At 41.2% G+C, this 22,348-nt stretch carries 13 protein-coding genes; all 13 read right to left on the reverse strand.

From position 1 onward, the window contains the following. Nucleotides 1-417: 417 nt before the first annotated feature. Nucleotides 418-2,214 carry a hypothetical protein gene (locus GR929_RS12680; RefSeq protein ID WP_159520382.1) on the reverse strand — a complete coding sequence of 599 codons (1,797 nt, stop codon included), beginning with the start codon at nt 2,212-2,214 and terminating at the stop codon, nt 418-420. 146 nt (nt 2,215-2,360) lie between these two features. Next, the gene (locus tag GR929_RS12685; RefSeq protein ID WP_159520384.1) at nt 2,361-4,355 is read right to left on the reverse strand and encodes a RagB/SusD family nutrient uptake outer membrane protein; all 1,995 of its coding nucleotides are present in this window, start codon (nt 4,353-4,355) and stop codon (nt 2,361-2,363) included. A 43-nt stretch (nt 4,356-4,398) separates the two neighbouring features. Further along, entirely contained in the window at nt 4,399-8,049 is a 3,651-nt protein-coding gene (locus GR929_RS12690; protein ID WP_159520386.1) for a SusC/RagA family TonB-linked outer membrane protein, read from the reverse strand. 538 nt (nt 8,050-8,587) lie between these two features. Next, complete coding sequence (locus GR929_RS12695) at nt 8,588-10,495, reverse strand: Ig-like domain-containing protein (RefSeq protein ID WP_159520388.1); 1,908 nt, start codon at nt 10,493-10,495, stop codon at nt 8,588-8,590. Between the two features lie 635 nt (nt 10,496-11,130). After that, entirely contained in the window at nt 11,131-11,373 is a 243-nt protein-coding gene (locus tag GR929_RS12700; protein ID WP_201301005.1) for an NAD-binding protein, read from the reverse strand. A gap of 129 nt (nt 11,374-11,502) precedes the next feature. Continuing rightward, complete coding sequence (locus tag GR929_RS12705; protein ID WP_159520390.1) at nt 11,503-13,119, reverse strand: glycoside hydrolase family 43 protein; 1,617 nt, start codon at nt 13,117-13,119, stop codon at nt 11,503-11,505. A gap of 210 nt (nt 13,120-13,329) precedes the next feature. Beyond that, complete coding sequence (gene garR, locus GR929_RS12710) at nt 13,330-14,214, reverse strand: 2-hydroxy-3-oxopropionate reductase (protein ID WP_159520392.1); 885 nt, start codon at nt 14,212-14,214, stop codon at nt 13,330-13,332. 54 nt (nt 14,215-14,268) lie between these two features. After that, nucleotides 14,269-15,525, reverse strand: coding sequence for a glycerate kinase type-2 family protein (locus GR929_RS12715; RefSeq protein ID WP_159520394.1), 1,257 nt, complete (start codon nt 15,523-15,525; stop codon nt 14,269-14,271). Nucleotides 15,526-15,530: 5 nt separating this feature from the next. After that, the gene (dapA, locus tag GR929_RS12720) at nt 15,531-16,430 is read right to left on the reverse strand and encodes a 4-hydroxy-tetrahydrodipicolinate synthase (protein WP_159520396.1); all 900 of its coding nucleotides are present in this window, start codon (nt 16,428-16,430) and stop codon (nt 15,531-15,533) included. Nucleotides 16,431-16,448: 18 nt separating this feature from the next. After that, complete coding sequence (gene garD / locus GR929_RS12725) at nt 16,449-17,987, reverse strand: galactarate dehydratase (RefSeq protein WP_159520398.1); 1,539 nt, start codon at nt 17,985-17,987, stop codon at nt 16,449-16,451. Between the two features lie 7 nt (nt 17,988-17,994). After that, the gene (locus GR929_RS12730) at nt 17,995-19,431 is read right to left on the reverse strand and encodes a GntP family permease (protein WP_159520400.1); all 1,437 of its coding nucleotides are present in this window, start codon (nt 19,429-19,431) and stop codon (nt 17,995-17,997) included. Between the two features lie 12 nt (nt 19,432-19,443). Then, nucleotides 19,444-20,652, reverse strand: coding sequence for a glycoside hydrolase family 88/105 protein (locus tag GR929_RS12735; protein WP_159520402.1), 1,209 nt, complete (start codon nt 20,650-20,652; stop codon nt 19,444-19,446). 73 nt (nt 20,653-20,725) lie between these two features. After that, nucleotides 20,726-22,348 carry a RagB/SusD family nutrient uptake outer membrane protein gene (locus GR929_RS12740; protein WP_159520404.1) on the reverse strand — a complete coding sequence of 541 codons (1,623 nt, stop codon included), beginning with the start codon at nt 22,346-22,348 and terminating at the stop codon, nt 20,726-20,728.

Genomic DNA, 22,348 nt, shown 5'->3' on the forward strand with positions numbered 1-22,348 from the left:
TTTCTGCAAGCTTTTTCCCTAATTTACTAATAACCTTGCAATTTAACACCTTGAAATCACGGATTTTATTCACACTACCTGTTGATAACCAGTGATTTATTTTGTTTTTAAGGATTGACTATTTAATGGTTAGTTAAAACCCAATTCTAAGATCTCATGTAATCGTTACAATGCCAGAATACTACTTTCCGAAACAGGTTGTAAAACACCTTAAAAGGTTGCTGTTTATATAAAAAAGATTTCTTTCATTTTTATAGTTTCCTTATAGAACAGGTGTGCTCAACAAAAGTAATTGAGAGCACTTTCTGTTTCTCAATCAGTTCACGAAAAGAAGCCGTTGTGTATGAACACAACGGCTTTTTTCAAGTCAGTAAAAATAATTCGTTTGCCATTTTAGAATGACTTTATAAAGAATTTCTATTCATACAACGAAGGATTACCTTTCGTTGCTGAACCTCCGGTAATCTTAAAATCCAGGTTATTCAAATCCGCAAAAGTAACGGAAACTATAGGTCCTGCTAGTGGATTATTCACCGTGTTTGAATTCGCGCCGTACAATTGGGCTAAAGAAGTTCTTGTCGTCATCGACTCGGCATTAGCTGCCTCATTGGTCGTTGAGTTAAAATTATAACCTTGAGCAATTTGCCCGGTTCGTACTGAATACGAACCCTGACTGATATTCGCAAACAGACAATCCTGAACGAAAATACCTCCAGGGTAATCCTTACCTTGGTAATTGTAGTCTTCAATCAGGAAGATCGGTGCCTCCGGAGCAACATCTACCAATGTGGTATTAAACAAGTTAAACGAACTACCCAGCGTATTGTTATTAAGGTTTTTACCACCGTCAATTCTGACCACTGAATTTCCTCTGATGTATTCGTCACCATCTATCGTACCACCTTGTGTGGCTACCTTGTAAATGGTTGAAATGTCGATTGTAATATCTTTTACAGCTGAGCACCAATAAGGATTACCCGCCTCAAATTTAGAGTTTACACCTTCTTCGTCCCACTTTCTGAACTCAATCAGGTTACCGGCAATATTTACGAAGGTGGAGTTCGAGATGGTAATATTTTCGAGCCGCTGATAAGCTTCTTTTGGCGAGTAGATTGCAGAAGCTGTGTAATTGGCAACCCAACAATCCTGAATTGTAATTCCAGTTGCTTCAGCCGGGCTACCTTGCTCTACCGCATCAATATCGGCATCCTCAAAGGTAATTAAGTGTTCTAACTCATTTTCACCATCAATGTTTAAGCGCATCAGGTAAAGCATACCGCTTTGTTCCTGGTATTCGACAGACAATTTAATCGTCACTGTAGATTCCCGGGTACCATCATAACCTTCCGACCCCAATAAATAGATATCACCAGTAGGCATTGGACCTGAGTATTCATATTCGCTTGTTTCCTCTGCTGATAACGAGATAGCACCGCCGCTCATCATCAACTCGTTTAGAGCTACCTCAAGTTCAGAGCTATTTTTAACAACTAAACCACCTGCCATGGATGTTTTAAAGGTATAACGTCCGACAACACCGCCATCTTTATCAATGAGCTCGCCGATATAACCGGTAAAAGGCACTAAATTCTCTACAGTGACTGTTGTGGCATCTGAAGGAATATCTTGTTCGACGACAACAGCCTCTTCTTCCGCACCAGGGTTCAAATCATCTTCGTTTGGTGTAACCACAATTTTCTTAGCCACTCCCACACCAATCGGCTTCCAGGAAAAAGTAGCTGTTGTTGCTGTAGTTGCGACTTTCGTATTCGTTCCTACGATATCGTCAATAATCGATTCGAACGTAATCGTATTCGCATTGCCGGGAACTTCATTCATGTAGGGCATGATCTCTACTTCGTATATTGTTCCACTTAGTAATTCCTCATCAACCAATACGCTGTATTCAGTTTGTCCCTCAACATGAGGCACTTCTTTCACCGTTGAAATTGGCATGCCATCTTCTTCGATCAATCCTTTGTAAGTTGTAACAACATAATGAGTCGCAGGAGTTTCCGCCCGGTCTTCCCATGTATATATTCCCATATTGTACGTACTTGAAAATTTGTCGTCGTTAAGTGAATAAGTAAGATTTATGGGCTGAAAAATGAATACCTCTTCATCTTCCTCTAATTCATCTTTACATGCATTGAATACCACAGAGGCACTCATTATCGCCCCAAATAGTATTAAGTAATTTATAATTTTTTTCATCTCATTATAATTTAAAATTTTCAACGGTATTCGATGAAACTCGCTTATAATGATTCTCCTGTGTGTAAAGGCCTTTACATGCTCGTTTCATATTCTTAAATTTAAAGCATTCGATACTAACAATTTCTTTTGAAGAAGCTCAAGTGTTATTCCCCTCGGAAATCGAATATCCCCGAAGAACCACTGGCATCATCCCATCCTTTTGTTTGCGCTAACCAATCGTTCTGAGTAAGCAAGTTTGAGCGAAAACCACTCACATAGTAGTTATTATTCCAGGTATATATATTCTGTTCTTGCAAATATTGATCCATGTAATTAGTCAATTCCGCTTCCTCAAAATTAGCATCATACCACGCGGCCAAATCTTCCAGTTGATTTTGAAAATCATTTGAATTCGGATCGGCTGCCACGAAGTCTTCTTCAGCAATCGGATCATCTTCACCCGAAACTGTTCCGGTGTACTTCAGGAAGTAACCTCTGCGAGCTCCTCCGTTCAATGGTTCTACACCAATTTTGCTACAGGTGGCGTTGGTTGAGATGGCATCATCGCCACCATCGTTAAACAACATCCAGCGGTGCATATCCCAAAAGCGCTTGCCTTCGTAAGCTAACTCTACTTGGCGTTCATACAACACCGCGTTAAATGCTTCCATTTTGCTACTGGGCTCATCAACCTCACCTGCTCCTACTCTGTTGCGCACTTGGTTGATGTATTGCGCGGTCATAGCAGTATTGCCGACACCGGCATACGCTTCAGCCATGATTAACAAAAATTCAGCATAGCGGTACTCCATGATATTAATTCCCGATAAATCGTAGTTCTCACTTGATGCAGCAGCATCGCCAGACATCTTACGAACAAAAACAGGACTTGCAATATCATTATTCTCTCCGGCAAAATAATTAGATTCTCCGGACTGCCACATGTAAGTATATAAGGTATCTTTCGTATTTTCTTGATAGGGCCAGATCACACCATTAAAGGCAAATGTACGGTAGAAACGAGGATCGCGGTTTAAAAAGAATTTAAACGAATCGTAGCCATTCCCTGGTGTCGGACGAGCACCATCGGCCATGGGGAACAAATCAATCATATCACGAGGAACGGCTACACCACTGCTGCCTTCCTGGCTCGGCAAACGCAAGCCATTTTCCCATCCGTTTTGGTAGGCATTGCCTGATCCGCTCTCCGGGGCATTGAGCAATTGAATCACAATCGCTTCCATATTACCTGGAGCACTGTAAGACGAGGCTCTTAACATTTCCTCCCAATCTTTGATCGAATTCCCGTACAGTCCGTAGCCTTCAGCCTGTAATGCTGCTTCAGCTTCCATTCCTGCGTTAATAACATCCTGCCATCTGCCTGCATCTTCCCAATTGGGGTTAAACAGCGGGCTGGCAAAAGTTAACAAGACACGAACTTTCTGAGCTAATGCTGCACAAGAAGTTGGACGTCCGTAGTTTACAGCTGGATTGTTCCACGTACCCGGAAGCAAAGCAGCCGCACTATCCAAATCTGCAACAATTTGTGCTACAGTCTCGCCAGTTGACGAACGAGGAATTTTAACAGAAGGATCATCACTAGAAGAAGTTTGAACGGTTGTTACAATTGGTACACCTCCATAGACTTTCATCAGGTCGTAGTATTGAATGCCACGCAGATAGTACATCTGACCCTTGACTTTATTAATGTAGCTTTCTGAAAGTTCACCATCACTGTACGAATCGATCTTTTCAAGAACATCTGTTACATATCGAATCCGGTCGTACGAATAGTTTGTTACTGAGCTACCCAGACGGTCGGGACCAATATATGAAGGAAACATGGAGTCGTCACCACTTGAAAAAGATGCATTTGTTTGTATCCATTGGTAAGATGAAATTCCTCCTCCCCGCTCGTCAGTCAAGCGAGACGGCATGTTCGTATAATATCCAACCAGGTGGCGATCCGGCGAGTTAAAACCGGCAAAGTAGTAAGAATAAAGAGTCGCCAGGTGGCGGTTCATCAGGGATTCACTTTTGAAAATGTCATCACCAAAGCGATCAATTGGCCCGGCTTCTCTGAGAAATTCATCACTACAAGAGTTTAGCATCGCGCAAAAAGCCAGCCCTAATATTATGTGTTTCAGTATATTTTTCATTTGAATAATCTTTAATATTACAGTACAACCATTTATATCCTCATTAGAACGAAACATTTATTCCCAGTGACCAAGAGCGCAAAGTAGGATATCCGGAGGTTGATGAGTCGTACATATTCCGATATTTATCCGGATATGGATTATAAAAGTCCCACATGTTATATCCCGTGAGCGTAAAGGCCGCCCGTTCAACACCAATCGAGTTCATCCAATTTTTGGGTAGATCATAGCTTAGTGAAATATTTCTTATAAAACATCTAAACGAGTTGACAGTCCAGAAATCCGACTCCCTTAGGTTACCTGATTCCGATGAAATTGGGTAAGTTCCGATCATCGGACTGGCAGGCGAGTACATATCAGCCCAGAAAGACTCCGGATTCCAAAAGAATTCGTTGGTATACGACTGTACCCTATCAATATACCTTAATCCTCCCCACGATGTACTGATTTGTGTTTTTAATCTGAATGACTTATAGGTTACACCTAGGTTGGTGACAAACCCACGGCGTGAATTTGCTTTCTCAAGCTCATAAAAATCCTGGCTGCCATCTTCTCCAATACGTCCGTCTGCTTCGGTCATTGAACCATCTTCTGCAGGCTTTCCGTAACGATCCTGATAGGCCAGGTTTCCTAATCGCATTTGACTCTTATCGGTTGAACCAAAATAGTAGGCTCCATCACTACCGGCAGTTGCAGAATTTTGTGACAGGTAGTTCCAATAGTTATCAATGTCTTCCTGTGTACGTAATATACCATCGCCTCCTGAAGTTTCCCTCCAGACCTTATAACCGTAAGACGGCCGGATGGTTGATTCGCCCTCCTTCATACTAATATCAGCCGGATAACGATAATTTGATTCAAAATACTTCACGACTTTGTTATAACCGTGTCCAAAGTTTATACCAACGCTATAGCGAAGGTCGTTGTTGATCTTGTCGCTCCATTGAAGCTTAGCTTCGTAACCCCAGGCATCAATCGAGCTGAAATTTTGTTCAGTAAAAGCACCTCCGGTTGTAATCGGAGATCCAAGTTGAGCGCTCATTACCGTCAACATATCTCTCAACATATCGTAATAGAAATCAAAACCAACATTCAATCGATTATCTAGCATACTTGCATCAATACCAAAGTTGTTTTTGTAGGTTTTATCCCACTGAACATCGCGGTTGGGGGTCTTTCCGGGTTTTAAACCTTCCACTCTATTTCCTCCGTCTTCGCCAAATCCGATACCTCCATCGTTGGTGTAGTCATACTGTTGCAACCACAACCAGGCACGGATGTTGTCCTTACCGGTAATACCGACCGAATAGCGAATTTTTAAATAATTCACCCAAGCCAGGGCATTTTCAAACCACGACTCCTCAGACATCACCCAACCAAAAGACATGGAAGGGAACATAGCCCAATAGTTTTCCGGCGCAAATTTAGTGGAAGCATCGCTTCGGATCAGGAATGAGGCCAAATAACGATTTTTGTAGGAGTAGTTTACACGACCAATGTAGGACATCGAAGCATTTTGATATCTCATGACATAGGAACCATCCTGAATATCTCCGGCAGTAGAGCTACCCCCTAAATACGGATCGTCCGGATTAGAGTATATCTGACGTTGGCTACTTCGATATCCTTCGGAACGTTCAATAGCTCCCATGGCCGAGACCGTATGCTCACCAAATTCCCCCGAGTAATTCAGGTAGAAGTTGTATTGATCTCTTTTATTGTAGTTAGAATCGTACAGAATCTCCAAATCATCTCCTGCATTATTTACACCCACACCAAAACTGGCATTCGGGTTGTACAGGTGGTTATTCGCTACATCAGTATTTTCCTGATATAGCAACTCCACGGGGAGCGCAACCTGATCACCCTCAGTGTAACTCTGCTGAATGCTGTATGTAGCTTTCATTGATAAGCCCTTAAGGAAAGGAACTTTGTACTCCAGCCCAAAATTAGCACTATAGGACATCGATTCTTCAGCTGACTTGGCTCCCGAAGCCTCATTGGCAAAATAGTTCCATCCTGCCATGCTCGTTTTTGAGTTGATCGATGAGGCCGTGGTTGCAATTGTGGTTCCCATTAATGGTGAAAAAAAGTAGTCTTCACCCTGATATTCAACTTGCCATGGAATATGACCAGGCATATGCAATAAAGGGGCATAATCGCTTCGTGTTCCTTCAGCATAACCATTTCTGATACCTGAGCTTGATTTCGTATATGAACGTTCAAGCGTTCCTTTGTTTGCGCTAAGGTTCGAAGTGAATTTCAATCCATTGGCAACATCTACAGATACATTGGCTCGAAAGTTATAGCGCTGATAGTCCTGTGAACCTAAATTCGCTCCCTGGTCAAAGACTGAAAGTCCGGCATAGTAGGTCGCCTTATCCGATCCTCCGCTAACCCCTAACGAGTGGCGTTGCGTTATACTCGCCTTCCAGGCTTCGTCAAGCCAGTTGTAATCAGTTTGGGACATATCATAAATCTCGTTGATTGAGTATAGGTCGTTTGCTTCTGCGTCACCAGTAATATCCACAAGCGTGTTCCAATAATTGCCATATTCTTTACCATTTAAGGTCTTTCCATGACTGATGGCATCATTGTAAGTCATCTGTCCTGAATAGGAAATTTTCGGCTTTCCTTTTTTTCCTCGCTTGGTCGTTACAATAATCGCTCCCTGCGCTGCACGGGCTCCGTAAATAGCGGCACTCGCATCTTTTAGCACGGTAATGTCTTCGATCTCCGACGGATCCAGGTTGTTGAACTGCTCAAGGGTTGGAAGGCCGGTATTGGCATCCAGCTGCATCACATCATCAATAATGACAAGGGGGACGGAGTTACCACCATCTTTAGAAAGGCTGAAGGTCTGACGAATACTTACATCAGCTGCTTGACCCGGACGGCTGGACACATTGCTGATGTTCAGACCGGGAATAACACCCTGCAATGACTCCGATAAATTTGACACCGGAAGTTCAGCAATCTCCTTTGCTGAAACTTGTTCAACCGCAGAAGTCAACGATCCTTTTGTTTGTGTTCCATAACCAACTGCAATAACTTCATCCAAGGCTATATTTCCGGCATCCATCGTTAGGTCAATGGACGTTCTCCCTTTAACTTGGACTGTCTGAGTTTCCATTCCAATGAAGGAAAAAGTAATAGAACCGTTTGCCGGAACTCCAGAAAGTGAATATTTTCCATCGACATCGGTTATTGTACCGTTTGTCGTTCCTGAGATGACAACAGTAACGCCCGGAAGTGGTCCTGTTTCGTCTTTAACAATCCCCGTTACCTTAACAACATCTTCAGCTTGCATGGTACTCTTCGGATTGTTTCCCGACATAATAATAACCTTATCCCCGTCAGCAAGACGGTACTTCAGATTTCGTCCGGCAATAAGCTCTGTCAACACGGCATCAACCAGCTCATCATCAGCTTTAATACTTATCAAATAATCAAGATCGACATTACTACTTTCGTAAATAAATTGGCAACCCGTACGCTCTTCTATTTCGTGTAGGATGGTTGACACCTTCTCATTTGAAGCTTCGATAGTAACAGTTGAAGCAAGAAGGCCAACCGATGCTGTAGCTTGTGCATATGTGAACAACATGAAAGCAACAAGCAAACATGTCAGTTTCGCCGGAAAAGGTAGTCCGCGAAATTCCGAAACTAACTTAGAATAAAGACCTTTTCTCATAGAATTTTATGATTTAAATTAGTAATAATATGAATACGTATGTGTTAAGTTAGATAAAAAATCAATTTACAAAAAACTCGTCGAATTTGGAACGACATCCATTTCTCCAAACGAAAAACATGATAACGTTTACACGCTGTTTGTTGTCTGTTCTTCGAATTACAACATCTCCGGGGAGACTTACAAAAAAAAGAACACATCTACAACCGACTGCATTTGAAACAATTAAAACCACGATGATTTTTAAGAAATCGTAAGAAGAACCACCACTTATCCCAAGGGCGATATCAAATATTCAATCAGCTGCTCCAATCCTGCGATAAAAATAAGAAAAAATGTTAACGTTTACATTTAATTCTTGAAAAATGTTTGAATTTATTTTGTTAACGTTTTGAGCGTTTTGAAATGGAATTGATAAAGAAAACAGTCGCTTTCCCTTTTGGGAGAGATAAACGAGCTTCACCATTATCTCCTTTAGTAGCAAGCCAAAAAAAGCAAGCCCGAAGGCTTGCTTTCAATTTTATTATCTGTTTATCGTTTACTCTCCGGCAGCAGCAACAACAGTAACAGTCATTATCGCTTCATTACCTTGATCGTCAGTGATTGTAATTACAGCGCTACCTTCAGCAACACCCGTAATGCTCTTTCCGTCAACAGTCGCTATAGCTTCATCACTTGAAGTAGCAGAAGCGAAAAGATAATCTCCGAACTCCATGTCTTTCGAAGCGCCAACTTCGATACCGTTGTTAAAAACATAGTAATTCTTACAATATATTGGCGCAGCTGCAACTTGGTATTCTAAAGTACCAGCTTCAGCAGATGCTGTAATTGTTGAAATACCATTCGCAACGAATTTGATCAGTCCGCTTGCATCAATCGTTGCTACAGCAGGATCCGAAACTTCAAAAGTCCAAGTGTCATTAGGAATATTTGAATTTGCCATAAACACGAGGTCTTTAGCATTGATATCAGCCATGTCAGCATAGACATGATCATTAGCGCGAACCTCAGAACGGTTTAATGTTGAAGCCTTTTTCTTTGTTTCATATTCTTTCGTATATACCATTCCGTCATTATCGGTTAACTCAACAGTATATTTTTCTTCTGAATAAGGAATATCAAAGAATGAGATATGCTTGAATTCACCATTTTTACCATCATCCGGATCAATTTTTTCATGAATATAGGCGCCCTCGAGTGCAACCGCAGCATCGAATGTCGCAATTACATTAGGAGCGTTCGTATTAATGTACGAATATTCGTAAACAGCGATATCCTGACTCCACGCGCCTAGCTCTGCGATTACGTTACCGGCGGCATCTTTAATTTTAACCGATGCGATATCATCAACCGTAAGACCTTGACCAATAGAGATACGATCAGCAATTCTACGAACTTCTGCATATTTATTTTCTGCAGAAGAAGCATCACCATACCAAACAGACTCTGTATTACCTGCTTTAACTTGCGTAATTGGACTAGGCATAGTCAATTGGGTGTCCCATAGAATATTGTCATCAGCATCTACAACATCGAACCAGTACGATTCGTTCGAAATAAGACCGGTAACAGCCACTAAAGTATCACCATCGATATCGCCTACAGTTGCATAGCTAACCGCGTCTCCTTTGGTATAAGGCTCACCGTCGGCAACAGGATCGTTACGCAAGAAAACATTTATACCAGCTGGAACAACTCCGCTATTTACAGAAGCTGTATCCCATTCGAAAGTAACAGTGCTCAGTGTTGCAGTATAAGCCAGCTTGTTATGAAGTGTTGGATTTTTCCATACAGGATCATCAGCACCATCAACTGTAATTTTCACTAATACAGTTAGATCAGCTTTGAAGTTGTCACTTCTGCCGGTAGGTGTTAAAACAAACATACCCTGCGCATAGTCAGATTCAAAAATGTAGTCGATTGCATTTTTGTCGTCATCTGGACCGCCTTTGATAAGCTCAGTTTCACCAGTCTCGTCATAAACAACGACATCAGTAATTGTCATTTTTGCAGGATCCCAAGTGTATTTAACAGATCCATCAAGCAACGCTTCTTTTGTAAAAGTTGGAGCAGGTTCAGCAGCAACAACTGTAACAGCAACGGTTTTAGATTGACCTGAAACTTGCCCTTCAACAGTAATTGTAGTTGTGCCACCTGCAACAGCAGTTACAACACCTGTGCTACTATTCACAGTAGCTACAAGAGGATCCGCAGAGGTAAATGTGTAGCTTTCGGTAAAAGCTGCACCATCTTCGGTAGTTGATGCTGTGATTGTTTCGGTAACTACATCGCCTTCATTCATATCTAACGTAATCGATGCCACATTTGTGCTGATCACGTATACCGGATCAGGTATTTCCTCGTCATCCTTACAAGACACAGCTATGACCCCTAGGATTAAAGCAAAAATTGGTAACCATTTAAGTTTTGAAATCGTTTTCTTCATGAGTTGAAAATTTTAAGTAATAAAAATTTATTGTCTATTTGTATTAAGTTCATGACACAAACGTAAACAGAAGAAATTAATGCTGCAAACATTTCGTCGTTAATTTTATACTATTGAAATGCCTATATAACAGCCACTTCGCTCTTAATTTATCTAACTTGCTAATTATCCGCAAGATAGCATGTAAACGTTTACATTTTATTTTTTGTGTTTTTATCAGATATAAAACTAAGCATTCTTTTGTAAACGGATACAAAATAGAGCTCAGTTCTTGCAACGTTGTGTTATACAACACATCTGGCAATATGTGAATAATTCACTAAAAATAGTACTAGTTGTATTATACTTGCGCAATTATCCATAAAAACAAGACATTAGTGGCACTGCCAGCTCATATGTAAACGTTTGCACTCAAAAAATGTTAGCAAACCACGAAAATTCCACATTATTTCATGTAAACGTTTTTAATCTAGCTGAGCCTTTTAAATTTAAACGCAGAGTTGAAAGTTATTTGAATACGGAAATGCGCTGGTTTTCTAATACATTTTAACCTGCAACAATCATGACCGCTTGGCTTTTTCGAAGGTCTGCTGCCAAACAGAAAATACCGCATTTGAAATATGTTTGCAACCGACCTACCAAGCAACCTCAATGTTAGCTAGTTTTTCATAGAACTTGACGATACTCGAATGACCTTCAACACCGCAACCATTTTGTTTAATTGCCTGCATAGTTTCCATTACTTGCGCAGCCAGAAATACTGAGACTCCTACCCCACGAGATGTTTCCAACACACTATTCAAATCTTTGATGTGTAAGTCTATGCGGAATCCAGGCTCATAATTTCGGTCCATCATCATGCGGATTTTCGCATCCATGACTGTACTTTCCCGCCAATCCCCTACGAATTACCTGGTAATTCTGATCGGGGCTCGCTCCGGATTTTTGAGCTAGAACAAGTAGTTCTGATATCTTTCTAATATCGAGAACTACTAATTCGTATCCTATTAATTACATTTTTCATGGATTGTCTGATGATACTTAAACCAATCAACAAAAAAATGATTCGTTGTTTCTTCTCCATCTGATGTACCATACAATCCGATAAAATTGCCAGTATATTTATAATTCCTTAAACAGGAGGTATTGACCTTCTTTTTTATCAAATGCCAATCTCTCCCGTCCTTTGAATAATAAAAATCCATTAGACTATTCTTCGACAAAACCTTTAAATATACGTACTTGTCATATTCAAGCAGTTCTTTAGCAAGAATTATTGTCCTCCCGTTGATGGTTTCTATTAACTGGATATTCGATTTTGATAAGGTAAACCGGAAGTAATTTTCATTGTTGCTCAATAACACCAATCCAGCTTCTTCTGATTCAGATGTCGCAGTAAACGATAGTTTTATGGTTGTTTCAAAATCAGAATTTTCAATGCGCTTCCCCATGAAAGCCGGAGAAGACAAGTCTGCCATGGTCGTTTTTTTCAAGTCTATTTTCAATTGACGATTATCGGTAAATTCATAACACCTTGGGTTATTTCTCAAAAAAGTCCACTCCGGTTTTAATGTCGAGGTACTAAAATCATCAAAAAAAGTATTTATAAGATTATCCGCTTCTTTCGCTATTGCAGGCAGAGGATACTCCATTTGCACCAATCCATTCCCCGGATTAATAATGGGAAATGAATTGTCGGGCCAAATCATTGGAACAAGAAATGTTTCGCGTCCCATTAGAGACCAGTCATTCGTAAACCTTACTCCTAAACAAACCATCCACCATTCATTATTCTGGGTTTGAATGATATCTGCATGACCAATATTTCTCAGCGATATGGTTTCTTGCAAATGACGATGTGTTAAAATGGGGTTGTAAGGACATTGCTCATAAGGTCCTCTGATTTTTTCACTCCTACTGATCGTTACGGCATGATTAGTTCGCGTTCCGCCTTCTGAAATGAGTAAGTAATAATAGCCATCCTTTTTATAAATATGCGGTCCTTCGGCTGTTGCCCCTCCAACAAGAGCCGCTTTTCCAATTATGTCGGTGGGACCTGTTAGTTGCATTTGTCGGAGATCAAGTTCCTGTAATACAATTTCACGGTAACTGGAATAGGGTTGTGCTACCTGATGCTTTCGGTTAGCCGTGAAGTAACACTTCCCATCGTCATCAAAAAATAGCGATGGATCTATCCCCCACAATGAACTATTTGTAATTTCAACCGGGTCTGACCAATGACTCATTAATGAATCTGCAGTGATTAATATATTCTTCACTCTTCTGGGATTTCTTCTTAGAACAGAAACGACAACGTAAAACGTACCATCATGATAGCGTATTGTTGGCGCATAGACTCCCTCTGAGGCTGGGTATCCTTCCATATTAATCTGGGATTCCCGATTTAAAACATGACCCACCATTTTCCAACTAACCAGATCATTACTGTGATATATTGGGATCCCCGGGAAATATTCAAATGAAGAAGTAACCAGATAATAGTTATTACCTGCTTTACAGATCGATGGATCTGGATTAAATCCCGGAATTATTGGATTCCTGTAATTTTGCGCTTCCAGGAGACTAAAAAGAAAAACAAGAAACAAGGTAACATTTAGTCTCATATGTTTAGTTAATTGATTGATACTTGTTAGCCTAATATTAATATTTTTTGCTTCCCAAGCTCATTTTCGAAATACGTCTTTCTGTGAGAAAAGACTTATTATCCCTAAGAACGGACTAGCTAAACTTAGCGTGATTCGGGGTACTCTCAGACACAATCATTTGATCTGAGAGTCCCCTACTTTAAATACCACCGCGAAATAGTTTTCAGCTTAGTGTCCCAACTGTATATTCGCCAGTTTCTCATAAAACTTGACGATACTCGAATGATCTTCGACGCCACAACCATCCTGCTTGATTGCCTGCATAATTTCCATTACTTGCGCAGCTAGAGGTAATGGAACTCCTACCCCTCGGGATGTTTCCAACACATTATTCAAATCTTTGATGTGTAAGTCTATGCGGAATCCAGGCTCATAATTTCGGTCCATCATCATGGGAGCTTTTGCATCCATGACTGTACTTCCTGCCAATCCCCCACGAATTGCCTGGTAAACCCGGTCGGGGCTCACTCCGGCTTTTTGAGCTAAAACAAGGGCTTCTGATACTGCGGCAATATTTAGTGCCACAACAACCTGGTTACAAAGCTTTGCAATATTTCCTGCTCCTATATCCCCGACGTGAACCACTGAACCAGCCATGGCCATCATGATATCATAATTGGCATCGAAGACTTCTTTTTTACCTCCCACCATAACAGCAATGGTTCCTTCAATAGCTTTTGGTTCACCTCCACTTACAGGGGCGTCCAACATTTCGACACCTTTTTCTGCCAGTGCAGCGGAAATCTCACGGCTGGCCAGTGGAGCAATCGAGCTCATATCAATAACGACTGATCCAGCTGTAGCTCCTTCAATCACTCCACCTTCACCAAGTACAACTTCTTTAACCTGTGGTGAGTTTGGCAGCATTGTAATAATCACGTTGACCTTTTTCGCCAGGTCAGCTGCTCCTTCGGTAGTTTCTGCCCCAAGATCCACCAATTCTTTTACCGAATCTTTATTCAAGTCCAGAACTACTAATTCGTGTCCTGCTTTGATTAAATTTTTTGCCATGGGTTTTCCCATGATTCCTAAACCGATAAAACCTATTTTCATAACTTTTTGATTTTTTGTTATTTAATTACAACTTAATATTTTTCAACCTCTGTATCAACGACATAACAAAACGATTAGATCGTTTACATTTGTCCCTGTTGGACCAGTGATTACCAAATCATTGCTTGCTTCTAAAGCATGGTATGCATCATTGTTATCAAGCATTAATGCGGGATTTTTGCATGCTGATTTCATCCGGGAAATAGATTGTCCATCCACAATTCCTCCGGCGGCATCAGTCGGTCCATCGGTTCCATCCGAACCAAGCGAGAAAATAATTACATCATCAATATTTTCAATCTCAATAGCAGCTGCCAATACCAGTTCTTGATTTCGCCCGCCTTTACCTTTCCCTTTGAGATGCACAACTGTTTCGCCTCCCAAAATGATGGCACAAGGAGTTTGAAAAGTATACTGGCTTTTATTTACTTTTTTTAATTCCTTTGCGATCGATCCAAAAAAGTGACCAATTTCCTTTGCTTCATTCTCAACGAATGAAGACAAAATATGGGGATGATAATTCAAAGCTGATGCAGTTGCGGCGGCGGCTTCGCACAATTCAGAAACACTTCCGGTTATTACTGTGTCACAGTTCTCAACTGCTTTTGGTGTTTCTTCTTGTAGCGCTTTTCGAATGTTTTCGGTAATCTGAAGATCATATTTTTTGATGATTGCCAAAGCTTCTTCCGAAGTTGACTGATCAGGATAAGCAGGTCCCGAAGCAATTGCATTCAGCGGATCGCCAATCACGTCAGACAAAACAACGGCATGAATTTTTGCGCCATTGCAATGTGAGGCAAATCGCCCGCCTTTAACCGCCGATAAATGTTTGCGGACCGTATTTATTTCCACAATGCTGGCGGCGCAACTTAGAAGTTGATCGGTTACCGAAACAATTTCATTTAGTGTGATGCCATGCAATGGTTTTTCAAAAAGCGCAGACCCCCCACCGGAAACTAGAAAAACGACTTCATCATCGGATGTTAATTGACTGACTAGTTCCAATATTTTTGAGGTTCCGATGACTGAGTTTTGATCTGGCAGCGGATGCCCTGCTTCAAAGATCTTCAGCCCTTCGATATCACCTTTTGAATGATGATACTTGGTCAACACAATCCCATCACTGATTTTAGCGCCTAATAAGTCCTTCGCAGCCTTCGCCATATTCCAGGCAGCTTTTCCAATGGCCACGATCACAGCACCATTTTTTACGTGCATCGAACTCAAGGCTCGTTCAACAGCCTTTTCAGGCAGAACAGCCCGTATAGCCTCATCAATTATTTTATGTGCATCGTCTCTCATCGTATTCATAGAAACTAATCAATCAGGTGAAGATCACGTAAAACCTTTTTTAAAGCTTCCATGCGTTCTTCGGTGCAATGATCAATTGGCTTGACAGGATGTCCAACATTCAATCCCATCAGATTCAAACAGTCTTTCATTACCACGGGAAAACTTCCGTAACTATAGGCAGCGCGAAGGGGCATCAGTTTAAATTGTGCTTCACGAGCTCCATCATGATCACCAGCTAAAAACTTGTCGTAAATATCCACGACTAAAGCTGGTGCAACATTTGCCGTTCCTGCAACACAGCCCACTCCGCCGTATGTCAAAGTAGAATAGATGTAGAAATCAGTTCCGGCCAACACTTTGAAGTTTTTATTATCCGCTGTTGCATGGAGATATTGAACCGTTTGGGAAAAATCGAGACTGGTGTTTTTTATTCCAACGATATTGTCAATTGCAGCAAGCTTTTTCAACAAAGAGACTGAAATATTATTGGTTGTTTTCCCAGGGTTGTTGTACAATAAAACCGGTAGATTTGTACTCTCCGCAATCGTTTTAAAATGTTGATACATCTCCGTCTCCGAGGGATTGATAAACATCGGTGTAAGTACAGTCAAGGCATCGGCTCCCGACCGTTCAGCCATTTTTGCCAATGCGACACACTCTTTGGTCGTAATAGCACCAGCTCCCGAATATACGGGAACACGTCCATTAACATGCTCCACAGTTGCTTGCAGCGCTTTCTCTTGATTTTGGTGATCGAGGGCATAAAACTCACCATTGCTACCAAGAGCGAAAACACCATGCACTCCCCCATTGATCACATGATCAATCACACGCTTCAACCCCACAATATCAACATTCTCATTGTTGTCAACCGGTGTAATAATTGGAGGAATAACACCTTTTATATCTTCTATTTGTAACATGATATGTATTTAAAATGATTAGGTCACAGGACCCGGGTTAAATAGTACTAAATCATTGTGCAAGCCAAGTTTGTCGCAGGCTACTTGTTTCTTTCCACTTGCGACATCCAGTATCAAATGAAATAGCTCCCAACCCATTTCTTCGATGGTTTTCTGACCTAAAGCTACTTGCCCTGCATCAAGATCAATCAAATCGAACCACCGGTTGCTGAGTTTTGAATTGGAGCCAACTTTAATCACCGGAACCATAGACAACCCGTAAGGAGTACCTCGGCCGGTCATGAAGACATGTACATTCATTCCTGAGGCCATTTGTAAAGTACCACATACAAAATCGCTGGCTGGCGTGGCTGCATAAGTAAGCCCTTTCTTGCGGATTTTCTCTCCGGGAGCCAACACATCAACAATTGGACTTGTTCCCGATTTTGCGATAGACCCCAAGGCTTTCTCAACCACATTGCTTAAGCCGCCTTTTTTGTTGCCGGGAGATGGATTCGCACTTCGATCAACTTGCCCTTTCAGCAAATAATCGTCGTACCACTTCATTTCATCCAGCAATGTTTTAGCAACAGTTCGATTGATCGTTCGGGGAACCAAAAGGTGGACAGCATCCCTCACTTCGGTAACTTCAGAGAACATCACACTGCCGCCAGCCCGCACTATAAGGTCGGCAGCAAAGCCAGCCACCGGGTTGCACGTAATTCCGGAAAAAGCATCACTACCTCCACATTGCATTCCAACAATTAAATCCGAGGCCGGGCAGGTTTCTCTTTTTCGCTTATTGAGCTTTTTCAAATATTCTTCTGCTAATTTCATCACCCCTTCCGCCATTTCATTAAAACCATGAAAAGACTCATCTTGCATCACTAAAATAGAAGGTAATCTAGTTGAATCATTACTACTAGTTGGCAAGAGCGTTTCCGGAATCAGTTTTTCACATCCCAAACCCACTACCAGAACTTCGCCTCCAAAGTTTGGGTTAGTCGCCATATTCTTAATTGTGCGAATTGGCACAACGGCAGCCGGAGCATTAATAGCCACTCCGCATCCATAGGAATGATTCATTGCAACAACTCCATCAACGTTTGGGTATTTTGGCAACAACTCTTCCTTAATGCGTTTTGCGACATAATCCGTCAAGCCGGCCACGCATTGAACGCTGGTTGTGATTCCCAGCATATTTTTTGTCCCCACACTTCCGTCTTCATTTCGGTATCCTTCAAACGTATATCCTTCCAAAGGCTCAACATCCTTCAATGGAGCCGAACTTAAGGGAATAGCATCCAAATCAGGTGGAATCGGCAGCTCAACCTGTTTTTCCTGAACCCAAGCTCCCTGAGGAATCAACTCTACAGCATAACCAATGATCTGCCCGTATCGGACTATCTTTTCGCCTTTGGCAATTGGAACCAGAGCAACTTTGTGTCCGATTGGAACATTTTGCGTCAATTCAGTCCCATCATCCAAAATAGTTCCGGCCGGCAACCCTTTTATATTGGCCACAATACCAACATTGTCGTCGCTGGATGTTTTTATTATGATTGGTTTTTCATTCATTGTCAGTTTATATTAATGGAAATACTTTTGATAAAATCATGACAGCAATAAGCCCTGAAATTGCCATAACAGTTAAAAGTAAAGAAAAATGTCGTATGGTTTCCTTTTCATCCATACCACTCATTCTTAAAATAATCCAGAACGCGCTATCGTTCATCCAAGCAAATATCTTTGAGCCGCAGCCAATTGCCAACGCCAGATACACCGGATGAAATTGCAACCCTGCACTACTTCCTAATCCACTCATAACGCCAATGGCTGTAACCATTGCTACCGTTGCTGAACCTTGAGCTGAACGTACCGCCGCTGTTATGATAAAAGCCATGGGTAGCAAAGCCATTTGATAATTGGCAGCCAGATTTTCAATCCGGATACCAATCCCGGTTTGCTGAAGCATTTGTCCAAAGGCACCACCTGCTGAAGTAATTAAAATAATCACACCGGCACTGGTTAGCGATTCATAGATAAATTTCTGAAACTTTTTCACATCTTTCAACCTAACCCATAAAAGGTAAATCCCCACTCCTGCGGCAAGGGTTAAAGCAATATTGGCATCTCCAACGATAGCAAAAAAGTTCGTCGCACCTTTTTCAAACGGAGATAAGATTGCTTCCCTTCCATCCACCAGCATTTTTGAGATCGTATTTCCTGTAATCAATATTATAGGTAAAACAACAGGCATTAATGACAACCAAAGGCTTGGTAAATCTTTATTTTCCTTTGCTGAAAACTGCTTCAAATCATCGATACTTATATCGGGTGTATCTCGCATAGGTAAAACCCATCGTTTACTGGCCCACTTTCCAAACAAATAACCCGAGAGTGATGTAATTGATCCAACAACTAATCCTCCAATAATCATGGTTCCCAAGTCAATCCCCATTTCTTCGGCAACAAACAAAGGTCCCGGTGTTGGTGGAATAAGCGAATGTGCCATTACGCCACCGGCCATCACCATCATCAAGTACATGCTAAACTTCTTGGGGTCGCGAATACTCATCGATTTTACGATCGGAATCATTAAATAGAAAACAGTGTCAAAGAATACCGGGATAGCCAGAGTAAAACTTCCACTTAACAGCGCCAGAGAAGTTCTTTTTTTACCGAATAAACTCAAGACTCCCCTCACAATTCGTTCGGCTCCTCCACTTCGCATCAGTGCTGTTCCAAGTATTGAGGCAAGCGCAATTAAGATTCCGATTTTTGCAGAGGTATTTCCAAATGCATTTGCTAAACGTTTTCCGATGACCAAATTCGAAAATTCCTGAGCCTCATGGGTCGTCATTCCGCTATGGGTGGCATAACTATATATTAGATCGGGAGAGGTAAGCAGGCCAGTTACCAAAGCAGCGAGGAGCAGCGATATCACAGCGTGCAATTTGAGCACAATGATGCAGAACAAGACAACAACTGTGCCTGTCAGAATAATAATGATAGGATCCATATTTGCTAATCCTTATCGATCTAATTCAATCGCTGCATCAATGAAAGGGGCGACTCCCTTACAATCATTAACGACAATATCTTCGGTTACATAATACTCGAAACTACCATCACGATATGGGTTTCCGCCAAGACCTGCTCCCCCACAAATATTTTGCATTTTGATGTAGCCATCTTCATCTTCAGTAATAAATACGTTAACCATATCATCGAAACAATCATTGGCAACATCCAGATAACTTTCATCCAAGTAGCCATTCTTTGCTCCTTTAGCAATCGAATAAGTAAACATGGCGGTACACGAGCCTTCTTTGTAATTGCCTTCGCGGTTAGGTAAGTCCATAATTTGGTACCAGACCCCTGCCTCCGGATAGCGTACTTTCAACACTGCATCAACTGTCTGTTGAAATATTTTTATAATCTGATCTCTTTCTGGATGATCTTCAGGCAAATAATCTAACACGTCTACAATAGCCATCAAATACCAACCAATCGATCGCCCCCAAAAATACGACGATCGGCCCGTTTTTGGATCAGCCCATGCCTGTTCTTTACTTTCATCCTGAGCATGATATAATAGTCCGGTTTCAGGATCATATGTCTTTTCGTAAACTAAAAGTATTTGGTGAGCCACCACATCAAACCATTCGGGTTGATCAAATTCTTTAGCATACTGAGCTAAAAAGGGTGAAGCCATATACAAACCATCCAACCACATTTGATGAGGGTATATTTTTTTATGCCAAAAACCGCCGTCGCTGGTTTTCGGATGTGTACGCATTTGATCAACAAATTGCTCTAATGCGATTTTATATTTTTCTTCTCCGGTTTTTTTGTATAACCTGAACAAATTTTTTGCTGGGTTAACACGGTCAATATTGTATTCTTCTTTTTCATAACCTTTCACTGTGCCATCTTCCTGTATAAAATAGTTGATGTAATCTTCCAAGTATTTGGAATATTTAGGATCAACATCTCCAAGTTTAGCAATCGCTGATCCCATATAACCAACGTCATAATCCCAATCTCCGTCTTTATATTTGCGCGCGGGATTATTAATTTTTTCAAAATATAATAGGGTGTCGCTCGTGTGCATTATGGAATTGGCCATACGAACCGACCACTTTTCCTTTTCCTCAACCTTTGTTTGAGACTCTTTCTTTGGTTTCGAGTTGCACGAAATAAATAGTATGACAACAAGAGGGAACAATATTTTATTCATAAGTATTATATTTACAGATTAGTAGGTGAGAAATACCGAAGATCAATTGATCTTCGGTATTTGAATTTGCAGACTAGTTGTATGCAGGATTTTGACTAAAATCTTTATTTTGGTTCAAATCAATTGCTTCCTGAGGAATAGGTCTTAGGATTTTTAACTCCCCATTAGCTCCGTTGAAGTTCGATGCTTCGATCATATAATTATGAGCTGATGCTCTCTCTACAAGTTTTCCGGTACGTTTTAGGTCGAACCAACGGTGATATTCACCCAACAACTCGCGACCACGTTCATCAAGGATAAAATCGATATCTAAGTCAGAAGTCGTGATATCGGCCACTCCAGCTCGCTGACGCACTTCGTTAATTCGATCAACAGCAGGGCCCGGAGAACCAGCCTTCAGATAAGCTTCCGCTGCCAATAAGTAAGTATCGCCTAAACGCGAAAGGATAATATCACGTGTTCCAACTCTTCCATCGCCATTACCACCAAAAGCAGATTTTGGATCGTCAAACTTTTTAAGTGGAATTGTTGCATAGTCGGTACTACGACTCACTGAAGGGACATATTCTCCATATGGGTGAATCGTTGCTTCAGGATGAGCTGCAATGTAGGCATCCAATTCAACACTTGTCATCCATTTAGGTACATAATAATCTCTCACACTCAGGCCGCTGTGGTCTTCTACGTCGTAATAATCATAGTATCGATCGTAAAGTTCTACCATAAATGAAGCAGCCCAACGTTCATCATCCTGTGTAAACAAGTCTATTGTAAACTGTGTCGGACAGAGGTTGTACGTTCTGTATGGCGCATCTCCTGCAACTTCAGAACCACCCAGATACGAGCTGAAGTAATTACATTGTTTATGCCCCAAACCGGTTGGATCGGTGGCAATTGAAGAAGGATCAAACTGAACAGAGAAAACAACTTCCTCATTCCCTTCATTACCGGGAGTCCAAAGTTCTTCGAAAGGAATGGTAAGCGTCTGCCCGCCTATTGCAGCATCAGCATAAGCTGCCGCCTTGCTAAAATCATCGGCAGCACCATAGCTTTCGTAGCCACGGGTCAAATGTACTTTTGCTAACAAATGTTGAACTGCACGTTTATTTACTCTACCGGTGTACGATCCTGCATCAACGGCATTCAATGCATCTTCGAGTTCTACGATGATGAATTCGTAAATTTGGTCAGCAGTGCTCCTGTCAAAGGCCAGTTCTGGTTCCGCTATATAGTTTGTAACTAAACTAACTCCACCATATGTTTGCACTAACAGGAAATAGGCATTCGCACGTAAATATTTAATTTCACCGATACGCTTGTTTAAATCACTGTAGCTTTCTGTTTTATCTGAGTAGAATAGAGCCATGTTGGCAATTTGAATAGCCTCATAACAATTGTTATATAATTGCTCAACGCCATCAGTTGAAGGATTCAACTCAGAATAAGTTGCGATTTCAATAACACCTGGGTCGCAACCGATAGCATATAAATCAGTTCCATCACAGAAAAGAAATGCATCATTTCCATAGATCTCTCTTAAGTAGGAGTAGTTTGCGTTTACCAGCGACTCAAAACCTTTCGAGGAGGAATAAAAGTCTGCGGCATTTACACTTGAAAGGTTTTCCTCTTCAATATAGTCTTTACATGAAGTGAAAATCAATCCAATTATTCCGAGAAATATTATTATTTTTTTCAT

The sequence above is a fragment of the Sunxiuqinia indica genome (genome assembly GCF_009847015.1).
GTDB lineage: Bacteria > Bacteroidota > Bacteroidia > Bacteroidales > Prolixibacteraceae > Sunxiuqinia > Sunxiuqinia indica.

What these genes read in the sequence shown, in the direction of transcription:
- garR (WP_159520392.1), bottom strand. Translation starts at nt 14,214, where the DNA reads ATGAAAATAGGTTTTATCGGTTTAGGAATCATGGGAAAACCCATGGCA.
- GR929_RS12695 (WP_159520388.1), bottom strand. Translation starts at nt 10,495, where the DNA reads ATGAAGAAAACGATTTCAAAACTTAAATGGTTACCAATTTTTGCTTTA.
- GR929_RS12730 (WP_159520400.1), bottom strand. Translation starts at nt 19,431, where the DNA reads ATGGATCCTATCATTATTATTCTGACAGGCACAGTTGTTGTCTTGTTC.
- GR929_RS12690 (WP_159520386.1), bottom strand. Translation starts at nt 8,049, where the DNA reads ATGAGAAAAGGTCTTTATTCTAAGTTAGTTTCGGAATTTCGCGGACTA.
- GR929_RS12685 (WP_159520384.1), bottom strand. Translation starts at nt 4,355, where the DNA reads ATGAAAAATATACTGAAACACATAATATTAGGGCTGGCTTTTTGCGCG.
- GR929_RS12740 (WP_159520404.1), bottom strand. Translation starts at nt 22,348, where the DNA reads ATGAAAAAAATAATAATATTTCTCGGAATAATTGGATTGATTTTCACT.
- GR929_RS12680 (WP_159520382.1), bottom strand. Translation starts at nt 2,214, where the DNA reads ATGAAAAAAATTATAAATTACTTAATACTATTTGGGGCGATAATGAGT.
- GR929_RS12700 (WP_201301005.1), bottom strand. Translation starts at nt 11,373, where the DNA reads ATGGATGCGAAAATCCGCATGATGATGGACCGAAATTATGAGCCTGGA.
- GR929_RS12705 (WP_159520390.1), bottom strand. Translation starts at nt 13,119, where the DNA reads ATGAGACTAAATGTTACCTTGTTTCTTGTTTTTCTTTTTAGTCTCCTG.
- dapA (WP_159520396.1), bottom strand. Translation starts at nt 16,430, where the DNA reads ATGTTACAAATAGAAGATATAAAAGGTGTTATTCCTCCAATTATTACA.
- garD (WP_159520398.1), bottom strand. Translation starts at nt 17,987, where the DNA reads ATGAATGAAAAACCAATCATAATAAAAACATCCAGCGACGACAATGTT.
- GR929_RS12715 (WP_159520394.1), bottom strand. Translation starts at nt 15,525, where the DNA reads ATGAATACGATGAGAGACGATGCACATAAAATAATTGATGAGGCTATA.
- GR929_RS12735 (WP_159520402.1), bottom strand. Translation starts at nt 20,652, where the DNA reads ATGAATAAAATATTGTTCCCTCTTGTTGTCATACTATTTATTTCGTGC.